At 62.9% G+C, this 13,705-nt stretch carries 15 protein-coding genes and 1 riboswitch; of the genes, 9 read left to right on the top strand and 6 right to left on the bottom strand.

Annotation, left to right across the window (positions count from 1 at the left end; translation table 11 throughout):
• Positions 1–85: 85 nt before the first annotated feature.
• Positions 86–1,570 carry an RNB domain-containing ribonuclease gene (locus AB4Y87_RS07090; protein WP_442003705.1) on the bottom strand — a complete coding sequence of 495 codons (1,485 nt, stop codon included), beginning with the start codon at positions 1,568–1,570 and terminating at the stop codon, positions 86–88.
• Positions 1,571–1,611: 41 nt separating this feature from the next.
• Here AB4Y87_RS07090 and AB4Y87_RS07095 point away from each other — a divergent pair, with 41 nt between their 5' ends.
• Positions 1,612–2,280, top strand: coding sequence for a ferritin-like fold-containing protein (locus AB4Y87_RS07095; protein ID WP_442003706.1), 669 nt, complete (start codon positions 1,612–1,614; stop codon positions 2,278–2,280).
• 45 nt (positions 2,281–2,325) lie between these two features.
• Here AB4Y87_RS07095 and thiE read toward each other — a convergent pair whose 3' ends face one another.
• The gene (gene thiE / locus AB4Y87_RS07100) at positions 2,326–3,009 is read right to left on the bottom strand and encodes a thiamine phosphate synthase (protein WP_442003707.1); all 684 of its coding nucleotides are present in this window, start codon (positions 3,007–3,009) and stop codon (positions 2,326–2,328) included.
• 27 nt (positions 3,010–3,036) lie between these two features.
• Positions 3,037–3,154, top strand: a riboswitch (TPP riboswitch).
• On the opposite strand from thiE, the gene thiO reads away from it, so the two are divergent.
• The 4 genes from thiO (at position 3,147) to AB4Y87_RS07120 (ending at position 5,805) form a co-directional block, all read left to right on the top strand.
• The gene (gene thiO, locus AB4Y87_RS07105) at positions 3,147–4,394 is read left to right on the top strand and encodes a glycine oxidase ThiO (RefSeq protein ID WP_442003708.1); all 1,248 of its coding nucleotides are present in this window, start codon (positions 3,147–3,149) and stop codon (positions 4,392–4,394) included. Its footprint overlaps the riboswitch before it by 8 nt.
• On the top strand, positions 4,391–4,627 hold the full coding sequence (thiS, locus tag AB4Y87_RS07110) for a sulfur carrier protein ThiS (RefSeq protein ID WP_442003709.1): 237 nt from the start codon (positions 4,391–4,393) through the stop codon (positions 4,625–4,627). Before thiO ends, thiS begins: the two co-directional genes overlap by 4 nt.
• Before the next feature lie 4 nt (positions 4,628–4,631).
• Positions 4,632–5,429, top strand: a complete 798-nt coding sequence (locus tag AB4Y87_RS07115; RefSeq protein WP_442003710.1) for a thiazole synthase — start codon at positions 4,632–4,634, stop codon at positions 5,427–5,429.
• Between the two features lie 31 nt (positions 5,430–5,460).
• Positions 5,461–5,805, top strand: a complete 345-nt coding sequence (locus AB4Y87_RS07120) for a 4a-hydroxytetrahydrobiopterin dehydratase (protein WP_442003711.1) — start codon at positions 5,461–5,463, stop codon at positions 5,803–5,805.
• Between the two features lie 85 nt (positions 5,806–5,890).
• Here the strand turns inward: AB4Y87_RS07120 and AB4Y87_RS07125 are convergent, their stop codons facing one another.
• From AB4Y87_RS07125 to AB4Y87_RS07135, 3 genes are read right to left on the bottom strand one after another with little or no spacing between them, the layout of a single operon-like run.
• Positions 5,891–6,193 (bottom strand): hypothetical protein, encoded by a 303-nt coding sequence (locus AB4Y87_RS07125; protein ID WP_442003712.1) that lies wholly within the window; start codon positions 6,191–6,193, stop codon positions 5,891–5,893.
• A gap of 35 nt (positions 6,194–6,228) precedes the next feature.
• Positions 6,229–6,453 (bottom strand): DUF3107 domain-containing protein, encoded by a 225-nt coding sequence (locus AB4Y87_RS07130; protein WP_216924096.1) that lies wholly within the window; start codon positions 6,451–6,453, stop codon positions 6,229–6,231.
• Positions 6,454–6,503: 50 nt separating this feature from the next.
• Positions 6,504–7,238: a TetR/AcrR family transcriptional regulator gene (locus AB4Y87_RS07135; RefSeq protein ID WP_442003713.1), complete on the bottom strand. Its 735-nt coding sequence runs from the start codon at positions 7,236–7,238 to the stop codon at positions 6,504–6,506.
• A 6-nt stretch (positions 7,239–7,244) separates the two neighbouring features.
• On the opposite strand from AB4Y87_RS07135, the gene moeB reads away from it, so the two are divergent.
• Together moeB and AB4Y87_RS07145 are read left to right on the top strand one after the other, a co-directional pair.
• Positions 7,245–8,444: a molybdopterin-synthase adenylyltransferase MoeB gene (gene moeB, locus AB4Y87_RS07140; protein WP_442003714.1), complete on the top strand. Its 1,200-nt coding sequence runs from the start codon at positions 7,245–7,247 to the stop codon at positions 8,442–8,444.
• Between the two features lie 39 nt (positions 8,445–8,483).
• On the top strand, positions 8,484–9,473 hold the full coding sequence (locus AB4Y87_RS07145; protein ID WP_442003715.1) for an SDR family NAD(P)-dependent oxidoreductase: 990 nt from the start codon (positions 8,484–8,486) through the stop codon (positions 9,471–9,473).
• Between the two features lie 86 nt (positions 9,474–9,559).
• Here AB4Y87_RS07145 and AB4Y87_RS07150 read toward each other — a convergent pair whose 3' ends face one another.
• The gene (locus AB4Y87_RS07150; RefSeq protein WP_442003716.1) at positions 9,560–10,879 is read right to left on the bottom strand and encodes a glutamyl-tRNA reductase; all 1,320 of its coding nucleotides are present in this window, start codon (positions 10,877–10,879) and stop codon (positions 9,560–9,562) included.
• Between the two features lie 159 nt (positions 10,880–11,038).
• On the opposite strand from AB4Y87_RS07150, the gene hemE reads away from it, so the two are divergent.
• Positions 11,039–12,166, top strand: coding sequence for a uroporphyrinogen decarboxylase (gene hemE, locus AB4Y87_RS07155; protein ID WP_442003717.1), 1,128 nt, complete (start codon positions 11,039–11,041; stop codon positions 12,164–12,166).
• Positions 12,167–12,225: 59 nt separating this feature from the next.
• Entirely contained in the window at positions 12,226–13,665 is a 1,440-nt protein-coding gene (gene hemG / locus AB4Y87_RS07160; protein ID WP_442003974.1) for a protoporphyrinogen oxidase, read from the top strand.
• Positions 13,666–13,705: the final 40 nt, after the last annotated feature.

The raw sequence follows: 13,705 nt of genomic DNA on the forward strand, positions 1-13,705 counted from the left end.
GACCGGGCATCCATTACTACAGGGTCAGTCTATCCTCTGGGAGCCCTAAAGCCCGGATCGGCGGCAGTTCGGGTGCTGCGGGGCTTCAGGGGAGCAGGGTAAAACGGATCTCGCGGCTGGCGATATCGGCCTTCAGGAGTTGCACCCGGACCTTGGTGCCTGACTCCAGTTCGCCGTCACACCGGGCTGTGACGGCGGGTTCAGCGATCTGGATGATGCCGAACGGCCCATTGCCGTTTCCGTTTCCCCTTCCATTGCCATTGGGGGTCCCATTGGACGGCTTGGAACCGGAGATGACCACTGCATCGAACTCCTCGCCGATGTGGTTCGCCACGAGTGCAGCTTCCACGGTGTCCATGGCCAGACGCTCAAGCCGCCCGGCCAGTTGGTCGGATGATGCCATGATCTCGGGCAGGGATGGAAGTGCTTCACGCGCCCACGCCGGGATCTGGTGGCCGTTGCTGAGGGCCTCGCAGATCACCAGGACAAAGCGGTCGATGAGTCGGCGCAAAGGTGCTGTGGTGTGAGCATAGGGTGCGCCGATGGCTGACTGGATGACGTTTGGGGGAAGCTCACCATCGAAAGGCGTGTACCCTGCGCCGCGGAACAGCGTGCCCGCCGAGTGCAGGATGGCAAGCTGTTTGGGATCCGAAGCGTCAAGTGTCCGAAGGTACTCACCGTAGGTAACCTCGCCGTCCCACGGTTTCCCCAGTGCCTTGGTCTGGCGCTTGAAATGGAGCAGCGACCGTTCATCCGGCGCCGGCATGGTGCGCAGGATGCCCACTTTTCCATCGAGCATCAGTTGGGCCGCTGCCATTCCGGTCATGAGGGATATCTGCGCGTTCCAGTCCTCCACAGGCAGGGAAGGCGCGGCCACAATCCTGTAGCCCCCGCCGCCGGTCGCCTGGACGATTTCCTGCTCGGGCATGTTCAGGTTGGCGCCACCGCGCAGCCGTTCCAGTTCCACCCGCTTCAGGCCAACCTCCTTGAGGAGCTTCAGGACAGTTGGGGCTGTGCCGGCATCGATCTGTTCCTGGGCACCCTTGTAACTGAGCTTGGCGCGGCTGCGGACAGTGCCACGGGCCACCGACGTAGCGGATACCTCCGCATTGTGGTCCAGTTCGAAGTCCCACACGAAGGCGCTGCAGTCCTGACCAGCCAACAGGCTTCCGGCGTTCTCGCTGATCACTTCCGGGTGCAGGGGGATCCTCCCGTCAGGAGCGTAGAACGTTTGTCCCCGTTGCCGCGTCTCTGCATCGAGCGCCCCGCCGGGAGCAACAAAGGATGGCACGTCGGCGATTGCGTAGAGGACTTTGTAGCCGTCGCCGGCCCGTTCAATGAATACGGCCTGGTCCAGATCGGTGGACGTGGCTGGATCGATGGTCACGAACGGAATGTCCCTGAGGTCACGCTCTGGCAGTGTGTGGTTTTCTACTGCTTTCCGGGCTTCCGCCACGGCTTCGGCCGGATACTCGCCTGGGAGCTCCAGTTCGGTCCGAAGGGCTGCAAATGCCTCTGCGAGCTGGTCCGACGAGTCGTCGACGTTGGGCGAAATCCGATGATGTGACACGAAAATCAGGTTAGCCCGAAATCGCTGGATAGTCTTGGACCATGAGCCCTTCCTTGGACGATAATGCTCGCGTCCAGCGCCTCTCTTCGGAGCTGCTGGGAGCCATGGCGTACGGCGAGCTCTCGGCGTTTGGCCGGCTGTCTTTCGACTCCCGGTACGCTCCCACCCTGCACGACAGGGCAGTGTTGGCAAAGATTGCCGTTGGGGCTTACGGAAACTTTGCCTTGATCAGCAGCCGGCTCTCGGAGATGGGACTCGATGCCGAAGAGGCCATGCTTCCGTTCCAGCGCTCGTTTGACCACTTCCATGAGCGAACAAAGCCGGCGGACTGGTTTGAATCAGTCATGAAGGCCTATGTGATCGACACCGTGTCATCGGACTTTTACCGCATGGTCGCTTCGTACCTCGACGGCGGAACGCAACTCTTTGTCCAGAAGGTGGCCTCCGCCGACCAAGCCACGGAAGTATTACGCGTCCTCCTGCGCAGGGCCCTGGCTGATGATCCTCGCCTGGCATCGCGACTGGCTTTGTGGGGCCGCCGCCTCGTCGGTGAAGCGCTGACCCAGGCCCAACGCGTGGGCATGGAACATCCTCACTTGGGACCGCTGCTCAAGGGCGGCGGGGATGCCCGCACTGCAGTCAAGGTCCTTACCGCTGAACTTGCCGAGCGGCATGGTCGACGGATGTCCGGGCTCGGGCTCACGGCTTAAGAGACTTTCGCATATCCTCGGCTGCCGCCAGGGCGCCGGCGGTGATTATCCGGCGTCGAGCGCTTCCAGCAGAGTCTTTGCCGCCGCCGTCGGATCCTCCGCCTCAGTAATGGCCCGCACCACGACGATCCGGCTCGCTCCCGCAGCCACCACCTGTTCAATGTTGGTGAGGTCGATGCCGCCAATCGCGAACCAAGGGAGGAGGACCCCACCTACGGTCTCCGCATCCGCGCGCTTTACGGCTTCTGCGGCATATGTGACCAGATCCAGCCCGACTGCTTCACGGCCGGGCTTTGTGGGTGTTGCCCACACCGGACCAACACAGAAATAATCCAGTCCGCTCCTGCCAGGGGAGGCAGCGATAGCAGCGTCAACCTGTTCCGGCGTATGGGTGGAAAGGCCTATCACGGTGCGGTCGTGGAGGAGATGCCTTGCCGCGGGCAGGGGGATGTCTTTTTGCCCGATATGGAACACCGGAGCCCCGGAAATACTGGCAACATCGGCGCGGTCATTGACGGCCCACAGCCGTCCGTGCCGTTGGGCAACGTTGTGCAGAACCTCCAGGACTTCCAGTTCCTCTGCGGCCTCGAGTGTCTTGTCGCGCAGCTGGATGATGTCTACGCCGCCCTCAAACGCGGCGTCGACGAAGTCTTCAAAATCGCCCTGACGTTTGCGGGCATCGGTGCACAAGTAAAGGCGGGCAGTGGTGTGGACATCAGGCTGGGTCATGGAAACCAGAGTAGTTCCTCTAAACTGGGCACGTACTGCGGGAGCCGTGACAGCGTCATATGACCGTCCGGCTGAGAGGGCTTCAGCGCCGACCGCTTGACCTGATCCGGCTAGTACCGGCGTAGGGAAGGAAACACATGGCAGAATCCGGCCAAACCCCCTTGCAGGCAGACGTTGCAGTGGTTGGTGGCGGCATCATCGGCCTTGGCATCGCCCACGAAGCGCGCCGCCAGGGCCGCTCGGTGGTCCTCATTGATCCCACCCCCGCGGCCGGTGCGACGTTTGCTGCCGCCGGGATGCTGGCTCCGGTCAGCGAACTCCACTACCAGGAGGAAGACCTCCTGGAACTCATGCTGGAATCCTCCCAACTTTGGCCCCCTTTCATCCGGAGCGTCCATGGCGGCGAATCAGCCACCGGATACCGCACGACGCCGACAATCGCCGTTGGTGCCGACGCCGCCGACCGCCGCGCCCTCGCAGACCTCCGCACAGTCCAGCAGGCCGCGGGGCTGCACGTGGAGCCATTGTCATTGCGGGAAGCGCGCCAACGTGAGCCTTTGCTGAGTCCACAGATTTCCTGTGCCTTCGACATACCGGCCGATCACCAAGTGGACCCGCGGCGGCTTGCACGATGCCTCATGGAAGGGTTGGCAGCCCACGGACCAGGTGACGCAACGTGGGTTTCCGGAGCGGAGGACGGTTTCGCACTGCCGTTCCAAGCATCCCGTTTGCTCTGGGATGGGGACCGGGTCTCCGGCGTCAAACTGGCTTCTGGCACAGTCGAGGCCTCGGAAACTGTGATCGCCTGCGGGCTGGACGCGGCAAGGATCGGTAATCTCCCCGAAGGTCTCAGTCTTCCTCTGCGGCCCGTTTACGGTGACATCCTCAGGCTGCGCGTTCCCCACCACCTCCAGCCCCTCCTCACATCCACCATCCGGGGTATTGTCCGCGGGGTGCCCGTTTACATCGTGCCGCGGGACGATGGCACGGTGGTGATTGGAGCAACACAGCGCGAGGACGGACTATCCGCGTCCACCAATGCAGTCTCCGCCGGAGGCGTCTACCAACTCCTGCGGGACGCCCAAGTCCTGGTGCCTGCGGTGGCGGAGTTGGAACTGCTGGAAGCGACAGCCCGCGCACGGCCCGGCACTCCGGACAACGCACCATTACTGGGACGGGTTACCGGGCGCGCGGGCACCATCGACGGTCTCGTAATCGCAACCGGGTTCTTCCGCCATGGCGTCCTGTTGACGCCTGTGGCCGCCAGAATCGTCGGCGGGCTGATCAGCGGGTCAGTCGATCCCCGATGGTCCAACTTCACCCCTGATCGATTTACGGCAACGCCGGATCACCATCTCCAACCAGCAACCAAGGACACACCATGAACATCAAACTCAATGGCTCCGAACACGCCGTGGCGGACGACGCATCCGTCAGCACGCTCGTCAGCGCCATCACAGGCCGCATCCTGGACCACCGCGGACAGGCGGCCGACGGCGGCAAGCTGGGTGTCGCCGTCGCGCGCAATTCCGAGGTAGTGCCGCGCAGCCAGTGGGCCGCGACTGCGCTCGCCGATGGAGACGAACTCGAACTCGTAACCGCAGTCCAGGGAGGCTGAAAAAATGACAGTAGCAAAATCTGACATCCGCACAGATGCTTTGGTGATCGACGGCGTCGAATTCGGCTCCCGCCTGATCATGGGTACCGGTGGTGCACCGAGTCTTGACGGGTTGGGAGCAGCCCTTCTGGCTTCAGGAACGGAACTGACCACTGTGGCAATGCGCAGGTACTCACCGGCCGAGACAGGCTCACTGTTTCAACTCCTGCTGGATCACAACATTCGGGTCCTGCCCAACACCGCTGGCTGTTTTACTGCCAAAGACGCAGTGATGACCGCGGAGCTCGCCCGGGAGGCGCTGGAGACGGATTGGGTGAAGCTGGAAGTCATCGCCGATGAGCACACACTTCTTCCGGATGCGGTGGAACTCGTGGAGGCCACCGAACAGCTGGTGAACCGCGGCTTCAAGGTCTTCGCGTACACCAATGATGACCCTGTCCTGGCGCTGCGCCTGGAAAACCTGGGTGCCGCAGCAGTCATGCCCCTCGGCTCGCCTATTGGTACGGGGCTGGGCATCCTGAACCCGCACAACATCGAACTGATAGTGTCCCGGGCCTCTGTCCCGGTAGTGCTCGACGCCGGCATTGGAACCGCCTCCGATGCCGCGCTTGCCATGGAACTGGGATGCGATGCTGTCCTGCTGGCAACAGCCGTGACCCGTGCGCAGAACCCCGTGCAGATGGGGGAAGCCTTCAAACACGCGGTGATCGCCGGTAGGCTGGCCAAGCAGGCTGGCCGAATCCCGCGCCGGGAGCACGCCCTCGCGTCATCGGCCATGGAAGGCCGGGCAGAGTTCCTCTAAATGCAGAGTTCCTCTCAATGAAGGAGCAGTGGTGGCTGACAGGAAAGAGCCATTGACCCAGATCGCCGTGGAGACCGCCCTCAAGGGCCTTCCGGACTGGAAGCTCCAGGACGGCCTCGTGACGGTATTCAAAACCTCGACGGCGGCCGACGCCCTGGCGCTTATCGCCGCCATTGGCCGGATCGCCGAGGAACAGAACCACCACCCTGATCTTGACTGGCGTTACAACAGGGTGTTCTTGCGCTACGTTTCCCATGACGCAGGCGGCCAGGTGACCCAACGCGACATCGCGGCAGCCGCTGCCGTGAGCGAGGCCGCGGCCGCGTCCGGTGCCTTGGCGCAGCCGGATCGCTACCCGGGAGTTTCAACGGGATAGAAGAGGTTAAACGGTGCTGGCCATCACCCACGGGGTGGTGGCCAGCGTCGTTTAAAACTGAACAGTGCCTTAGAGTCTCAATGCCCTAGAGCCTCAGAGCTTTGGTGAGGGCGGCGGTGTCATGCTGGGTGCGCGTGCGGCCAAGAAAGAGCACAACGGCAATCGCGATAACCGTCCCCAACACGATAGGGAGGATCCAGGGGATCCAGGTCAGCCCGGGCTGGTAACCAAAGCCGGCCATGATGAAAGCTATCCAGCTCAGCACGCCGACGGTTGTCGAAACGCCCGCCGGTAATGCAATGCCGTACTTGCCGTGTCGCTTGTCATTTGCCCACACGATGAATCCTGTAGCGATGGTGGCAAGAACCACCACAACGAGTGAAAGCATGGAGACTCCTTAGCGGCAGCTGTAACCGGGAACCGCTAGAGTGCGCCGAAACCGACGCGGCGGACTTCCTCAGCACCAATTTCAACGTATCCCAACACGCTGCCGGGAACGATGATCTGGCGGCCTTTCTCGTCCGTGAGCCGAAGATCCGAACCCTTGGAGATGGCCTCTCCGACAATCTTGGCTACAGCATCAGCATCGAGTGCGGATTCGAGCACGATTTCACGGCCAACATTCTGAATGCCGATCTTTACTTCCACAGCAAGGCCTCCAAGCCAATCAAGTTTTAAGTCAGTCCTCTATTTGTAGCCTAGGACTCTTTGGGGAATCGACTGATTCCGCGCCAAGCTAAACGATAGATCAGATCGCTGGCTACATCGAGGTCGAGGTTTCCATCGGTTTCGAGCCAGTAGCGGGCGCTGACCTGCGCCATTCCTGCAAGTCCCCGGCCCAGGAGCTGCGCCTCCAAAGGGGGCAACTTGGTGTCCTCGGCGATGACATGGGCCACTGCGTCCGCGAACGTTTTGTTGAAGGTCTCCAAGCGGGAGCTGACATCGGGGTCATTAATGAGGTCAGACTCGAAAACCAGGCGGTGGGCTTGGTCGTCGTCGGCAATGAACCTGTAGTAGGCCCGCATGACTGCCTTCACACGCTCTTTGTTGTCCGTGGTTGAGTYCAGGGCATTGAGCATCAAATCGGTCAGGGCAGCCAGGTGGCTGTCCAGCAGCGCCATGTACAGCTCGCGCTTGGAAGGGAAGTGTTGATACAGGACCGGCTTGCTCACATGCGCTGTCTCGGCGATTTCGTCCATGGCGGCACCATGGAAGCCGTTGGACACGAAAACTTCCAAGGCGGCGTTAAGCAACTGTGCGCGGCGCTCGTCCCGGGGCAACCTTGCTGAACGCGTTGAACCAGTCCGTTCTTGCTTCGCTGGTGCTCCATCGTTTGCCCGTGTGCCGTCAGCCACAGTCTGCCGCCTTTCCTTTGCAGTTATGACCACTGTACCGGTGGGTAATATGACCGGGCGGCATCGGCAGGCATACATTGGGGTATGGCCTCAATTCTTGCTGCCCACCCCGCGCCCGCTGTCCTGCCGCCCCTCGTTGAACCGGCCGCCGCACTAACGCCGGCCGAGGTGGAACGGTACTCCCGGCATCTCATCATTCCGGAAATCGGCGCTCTGGGCCAACGCAGGCTTAAGAATGCGAAAGTTCTTGTCATCGGTGCCGGCGGGCTGGGATCTCCAGCGTTGCTGTATCTCGCCGCGGCGGGTGTAGGAACCCTGGGAATAGTTGACGACGACGACGTAGACCTCAGCAACCTGCAGCGGCAGGTCATCCACGGGGTCAAGGACGTGGGCACCCCCAAAATCGAATCTGCGCGGAAGGCCATTGAGGAGCTTAACCCTCTGGTGGATGTTGTCCTGCACAACGTCCGCCTTGACTCCTCAAACGCCTTGGAACTGTTCGCCGATTACGATCTCATCCTGGACGGCGCTGACAACTTTGCCACCCGTTACCTGGTAAACGACGCCGCCGCGATTTTGGGCAAGCCGTACGTTTGGGGCTCCATCTTCCGCTTCGATGGCCAGGTCAGCGTCTTCTGGGCCGAGCACGGCCCCAGCTACCGGGATCTCTACCCGGAAGCCCCGCCTGCTGGCTCAGTGCCTTCATGCGGTGAGGGTGGAGTCTTCGGTATGTTGTGTGCCGCCGTTGGATCCCTCATGGTGACGGAGGCAGTGAAGCTGATTACCGGCGTCGGGCGTTCCTTGCTTGGCCGGGTAGCGCTGTTCGATGCCCTTGGCGGCAGCTGGCGCGAAATCAAGGTGTCCAAGGACCCTGAAGCGGAGCCCATCACCGAACTCATGGATTATGAAGCATTCTGTGGGGTGACTCCGGCTGCTGCCACTGACCTGGAGGACACCGTCACCGCGAAGGACCTTGCCCGGATGTTGACAGAGCGGGAAGCTGGTGAACGCGACTTTGAATTGGTGGACGTGCGCGAGTCCGGCGAGCACAGCATCGTGAACATCGACGGGTCGGTCCTCATCCCGCAGGGCAGGATTCTTTCAGGCGAGGCCTGGGTCGAGTTGCCGCAGGACAGAGACATCGTGTTCCACTGCAAGGCAGGGACGCGCTCTGCTGCGGTCCTGGAGGCCGCGCAGAAGGCAGGCTACACCCGCGTCAGCCATCTCGACGGCGGCATCCTCGCCTGGGTCCGCGACGTCGAGCCCGAAAAGCCCGTCTACTAGTCGTTGCCCGTTCCCAGACTTCTCTGGGAAGCTCAGGCAATGAGCGAACATTGGACAGAGACAGAGCAGCATCCCATCGGCTCCGGATTTGGGCACGGATCCACTGCCACGGAGGTCATTGACGGGATCAACCTGCAGGGCAAGACGGCAATCGTAACGGGAGGCTATTCCGGGTTGGGATTGGAGACCGTGCGGGCCCTGGTCTCGGCCGGGGCTGACGTAACGGTACCTGCCAGGCGGCTTGAGCACGCCCGCTCCGTCCTCGCGGACGCAGGCCTCTCCGCGGCCGTCCACGTGGAGCACATGGACCTCGCCGATCAGGACAGCGTCAAGGATTTTGCCGCCCGCTACCTGGCCGGCCACGAAAAGCTGGACATCCTGATCAACAACGCTGCCATCATGGCCAGTCCTGAACAACGTGTCGGGCCAGGCTGGGAAGCCCAGTTCGCCACCAACCATTTGGGGCACTACACATTGGTCAACACCTTGTGGCCGGCGTTGGAGGCATCAGGGAATGCGCGCGTTGTCTCATTGTCATCGACCGGGCACAAGATCTCACGGGTCCGGTTCGAGGACTTCAATTTCAGCACCGGTTATGACAAGTGGCAGGCCTACGGGCAGGCAAAGACAGCCAACGCCCTCTTTGCGGTGGAACTCGACCGCCTGGGCCGTGAATCCGGTGTACGGTCGTTCGCCGTCCATCCAGGCGGGATCATGACCGAGTTGCAGCGGCACCTCCCCAAGGAGGAAATGGTGGCCGCAGGCTGGATGGACGCCGAGGGCAAGGTGCGCGAAGGTTTCAAGACGCCGGAGCAAGGGGCAGCTACGTCAGTTTGGGCGGCGACGTCCCCGGCTTTGGCCGGCATGGGCGGTGTCTACTGCGAGGACTGTGACATTGCCAATCCGACCGACAAGGCGTCTCCGCTGGCGCGCTACCAGGGAGTCGACGCCCACGCGGTGGACAAAGCCGACGCAAGGAAGCTGTGGGCGTTGTCGGCAGAGCTGACCGGGATCAACGCGTTCGGCTAATCGGATCTCGTTAGCCGGATCTCGTTTTCCGGATGCGCTCAGAAAGCATCGGTTCCCCCGGCCGCTTCGGGCTGGGGGCTGGGACGTCAGGCGCTTTCGGAGCGGAGTTGCTCGTGGTCCACGGGGCATTCTGCAGCAGCGTGAGCCTGGGGCTGCTCCACCTGGATGCCGTACAGGGCTTCCAAGGCGGCCACGTAGTCGTCTTGTTGTCCGTTGGCTGCCAGCTCGCGGGCGCGCACGGTCGGAATGTGCAGGAGCTGCTTGACCATCCGGCGGAGCGCAAACTCCACCTCTTCGGCAGCGGCGGTGCAACCGTGGCGGGCGCGGACCTTTTCCATTTCCGCGTCAAGTACGTTCATGGTGTGGCGGCGCAAGGCCACGATCGCGGAGTCGACGGAGCGGGATTCGCGCTCCGCTTCGAACGCCGTTGCCGCGCCGTTGACGATCTCGCTGGCGTGGGACAGCGATTCTGCCTGCTCCTGAGGTGCAGCGAGACGTACGGACTCAAGCGTGAGGAGTTCCACGCCGTCGAGCTCGCCCACAGCAGGATCGAAGTCATGGGTGAGCGCGAGATCAATCGCGATGAGTGGTTTACCGGAATTCGCCCTGACGCGGGCCAGATCCTCAGCTTCAACGCGCGTGTCCGAACCGCTGCATCCGATCATGACGTCGGCTGCGGCCACCGCCGCCGGAAGGCTATCGGCGTCGAGCGCTGTGCCGCCGCGGGTGGCGACGAAACCCTCGGCGCGGCCGGAGGAAGAGTAGACGGAAATGTCGGTGCATCCGCGTTCACGGAGCAGGGACATGGTGGCCCCGGCATAAGCGCCGGTTCCGAAGACAACTACCTTCTTGGCAGACCAGTCGTCACTGTCAGAGAGGTCCGTTGCCAGATCCAAGGCCACCGAGACGATGGAAAGGCCGCGGGAGCCGAGGGCCGTCTGGGCGCCTACGTCTTTTGCGGTCTTGGATGCAGCCTGGAAGAGGCGGACGAGTCCGGAACTCGCAGTGCCTTCCTGCTGCGCGGTGATCAGGGCCCGGCGGACCTGGCCGGCTATTTCGCGTTCGCCCACCACTGCGGAGTCCAAGCCGGCGCTTACAGCGAAGAGGTGCCGGGTGACGTCAGGTCCCGTGTGCGTGCTGAAGGAGCGGGACACAAGTTGCTCGTTGAGGCCGCTCAATTCGCTGATCTGGGAGACAAGGGCCGAACGAGCGGCTTCGAGGCCTGCTCCGTTGGCTGTTTCGCCGTAGATCTCGTAGCGATTGCAGGTTGCCAGGACTACGGCGCCCGAGACCAACGGGGATCCGGAGAGGGCCGAAGAGGCAAGCTCAGAGGAACCGTTGCTCAGCTGAGCAACGGTTTCGAGGTCGATGTCGGCGTGTGTAGCCACCAATGAGAAAAGAACCACAGCACCCCAATCATAGCTTTTTCGCAGGCCGGTAGAACAATGCGGCGCAGTGGGAATTCACACGCGGTTCCGTGATCCCCGCCACCCCACCGGTTGGAGGGGTGGGACGTGACAGCCTGTCGTTATCTTTTGGCCGGGATTTTCGGCACAATCAAAGGCATGACTTCTAGCGCGGCAGCATCCAATAGTACGGCCACCAACGCCCCTGCAGGCGAACCTGCCGGCAAACTTGGCGCGGATCACCCGTTGATGGACGGCCGTACGTCGGACTCCCCGCTCATCACCGCCTACCGGGGCGGCAAGCCGTCCCGCAGGCCTGTATGGTTCATGCGCCAAGCTGGCAGGTCCCTGCCGGAATACCTGAAGGTCCGTGAGGGCGTTGCCATGCTGGACTCATGCCTGCGCCCCGAACTGGCCGCGGAAATCACCCTGCAGCCGGTTCGCCGCCATGACGTGGATGCCGCGATTTTCTTCTCCGACATCGTTATCCCGCTGAAGCTCGCAGGCGTTGGCGTGGACATCGTTCCCGGCGTCGGTCCGGTCCTGGACAAGCCGATCCGAACGGCAGCCGATGTGGCTGCCCTCCCCAAGCTGACCTGGGAAGCACTCGAGCCCATCCGCGAAGCCGTTCGCCTGACAGTGGCGGAGCTGGGCAAGACTCCCCTCATCGGGTTCGCCGGCGCGCCGTTCACGCTCGCCGCCTACATGGTGGAGGGGAAACCTTCGCGGGACCACCTCGGCCCCCGGACCATGATGCACGCGGACCCCGAAACCTGGACAGCCCTTGCCAACTGGGCCGCGGATGCTTCCGGAATGTTCCTTCAGGCACAACTTGAGGCCGGGGCGTCAGCCGGACAGCTCTTTGACTCCTGGGCTGGGTCCTTGGGCCTGGCTGATTACGCCATGTACGTGGCTCCTGCATCGGCCCGGGCGCTGGATCACGTGCGCGGACTGGGTGCTCCGCTGGTGCACTTCGGTACCGGCACGTCCGAGCTCCTTGTCGCTATGCGCGACGTCGGTGTGGACGTTGTGGGGGTGGACTACAGGCTGTCACTTGATGAGGCCAACCGCCGTCTGGGTGGCACGGTTCCGCTCCAGGGCAACATCGACCCCGCCCTCCTCCCGGCCCCGTGGGAGGTCCTGGAGGCGCATGTCCGCGAAGTGATCGCGGCGGGCTCGCAGGCTCCAGGCCATGTCCTGAACCTGGGCCATGGCGTGCCCCCGGAGACGGACCCGGCCGTCCTGACGCGGGTTGTGGAGCTCATCCACTCGATCCCGGCAGAGTAGGACGCATGCGCGGGGAACACATCCACGGCAAAGCGAAGGAAGCAGCCACTAAACCATCAATGCCTGCGCCTACCGCTGTAGTGGTCGGTGGCGGCATTTCCGGCCTTCTTGCTGCGAGGGAACTGGCCATGGCGGGAACCTCGGTGACCATCCTTGAGGCGAGCGAAGCCTGGGGTGGTTGCGTGGGAAGTCACGTGGTAGCCGGCCTGTCATTGGACAGCGGGGCCGAGTCCTTTGCCACGCGGTCTTCAGCTGTCGCCGATCTGGCGCGCGAGCTCGGACTGGAGGGCAAGATCGTTTCCCCGCACCCGGGCGGCGCCTGGGTGCAGCTGCCGGATGGACCGCAAGAGCTGCCCAAGACTGGAATTCTTGGTATCCCCGCCAATCCTTGGGACCCCGAGGTCAGGCGTTCCCTGGGCCTCGCCGGCGCCCTGCGTGCATCCCTGGATCGCTGGCTGCCCACATCTTTTGGCGCATCATCGGAGGTCTCCAGCGTGTCCTCACTGGTGCGCGCCCGTATGGGAAAGAGAGTCCTGGAGCGGCTGGTTGCTCCGGTGGTGGGTGGTGTTCACTCCGCCGATCCCGGCTTATTGGACGTCGATATGGTGGCTCCGGGCCTCCGCGTCGGCCTGAAGAAGCATGGGTCCCTGGCTGCGGCTGTCGCTGCCCAGCGCAAAGCAGCCCCCGGGTCCGGTTCCGGATCCGCGAAAGCAGGTTCCGCCGTCGCGGGTTTGAAGGGTGGCATGAACACACTGGTCACCGCGCTGGTTAATGACCTGCGTCGCCGGGGCGTGGACATGGTGAGTGGAAAGAGGGCTGATGTCGTTTCGAAAACGGGCAATAGTTGGCGGGTCACCGCCGGTGAAACCACGTACGACGCCGGCCGGCTGGTAGTAGCGCTGGATGGTCCGGCTGCCGTGGGGCTCCTGGAAGGGGCCATGCCGGAACTGTCCGGCCTACGCCCTGCTCCGGGCCCCTTGGTGAGCTTGGTGACGATGGTTGTTGACCTCCCCGAGCTGGACGGGCGGCCACGTGGGACGGGGATCCTCGTGGCCCCTCAGACGCCGGGAATCCGGGCGAAGGCCCTGACACATGCCACTGCCAAATGGGACTGGCTGGCAGAAGAAGCCGGGCCGGGCACGCACGTCCTGCGCCTTTCCTACGGCCGCCGTGAGGATGCCGATGGGGGAGCGCCGGATGTTGTCATGGACGATGAACAGTTGCTGTCCGCAGCGCTTGATGATGCTTCCGCATTGTTGACGGTGCCCGTTACGCGCGCGGACATTGTGGATTGGGATGTGGTGCGCTGGGCAGGCGCCTTGCCGTTTGCCGCCGTCGGTCATAAACAGCGCGTAGAGCAGGTCCGGAAGGTGTGCGCCGCAGCCGATGGCCTGACGGTGGTTGGTGGCTGGTTGGCAGGTAATGGCCTTGCCGCAGTAGTGTCGGATACCCGCTCGCAGCTTGCCCAAGGCATCGGCGATATTCGCCCAATTTCGTGATTTGTGTCACTTCTACGCCTTGTAGAAGTGATCCGTTTCG

It is taken from the genome of Paenarthrobacter sp. RAF54_2 (assembly GCF_052113945.1).
GTDB lineage: Bacteria > Actinomycetota > Actinomycetes > Actinomycetales > Micrococcaceae > Arthrobacter.

Coding starts and splice junctions, on each gene's coding strand:
- thiO (WP_442003708.1), top strand. CDS start 3,147: ATGGCAGAATCCGGCCAAACCCCCTTGCAGGCAGACGTTGCAGTGGTT.
- AB4Y87_RS07115 (WP_442003710.1), top strand. CDS start 4,632: ATGACAGTAGCAAAATCTGACATCCGCACAGATGCTTTGGTGATCGAC.
- AB4Y87_RS07095 (WP_442003706.1), top strand. CDS start 1,612: ATGAGCCCTTCCTTGGACGATAATGCTCGCGTCCAGCGCCTCTCTTCG.
- thiE (WP_442003707.1), bottom strand. CDS start 3,009: ATGACCCAGCCTGATGTCCACACCACTGCCCGCCTTTACTTGTGCACC.
- thiS (WP_442003709.1), top strand. CDS start 4,391: ATGAACATCAAACTCAATGGCTCCGAACACGCCGTGGCGGACGACGCA.
- AB4Y87_RS07125 (WP_442003712.1), bottom strand. CDS start 6,193: ATGCTTTCACTCGTTGTGGTGGTTCTTGCCACCATCGCTACAGGATTC.
- moeB (WP_442003714.1), top strand. CDS start 7,245: ATGGCCTCAATTCTTGCTGCCCACCCCGCGCCCGCTGTCCTGCCGCCC.
- AB4Y87_RS07145 (WP_442003715.1), top strand. CDS start 8,484: ATGAGCGAACATTGGACAGAGACAGAGCAGCATCCCATCGGCTCCGGA.
- hemE (WP_442003717.1), top strand. CDS start 11,039: ATGACTTCTAGCGCGGCAGCATCCAATAGTACGGCCACCAACGCCCCT.
- hemG (WP_442003974.1), top strand. CDS start 12,226: ATGCCTGCGCCTACCGCTGTAGTGGTCGGTGGCGGCATTTCCGGCCTT.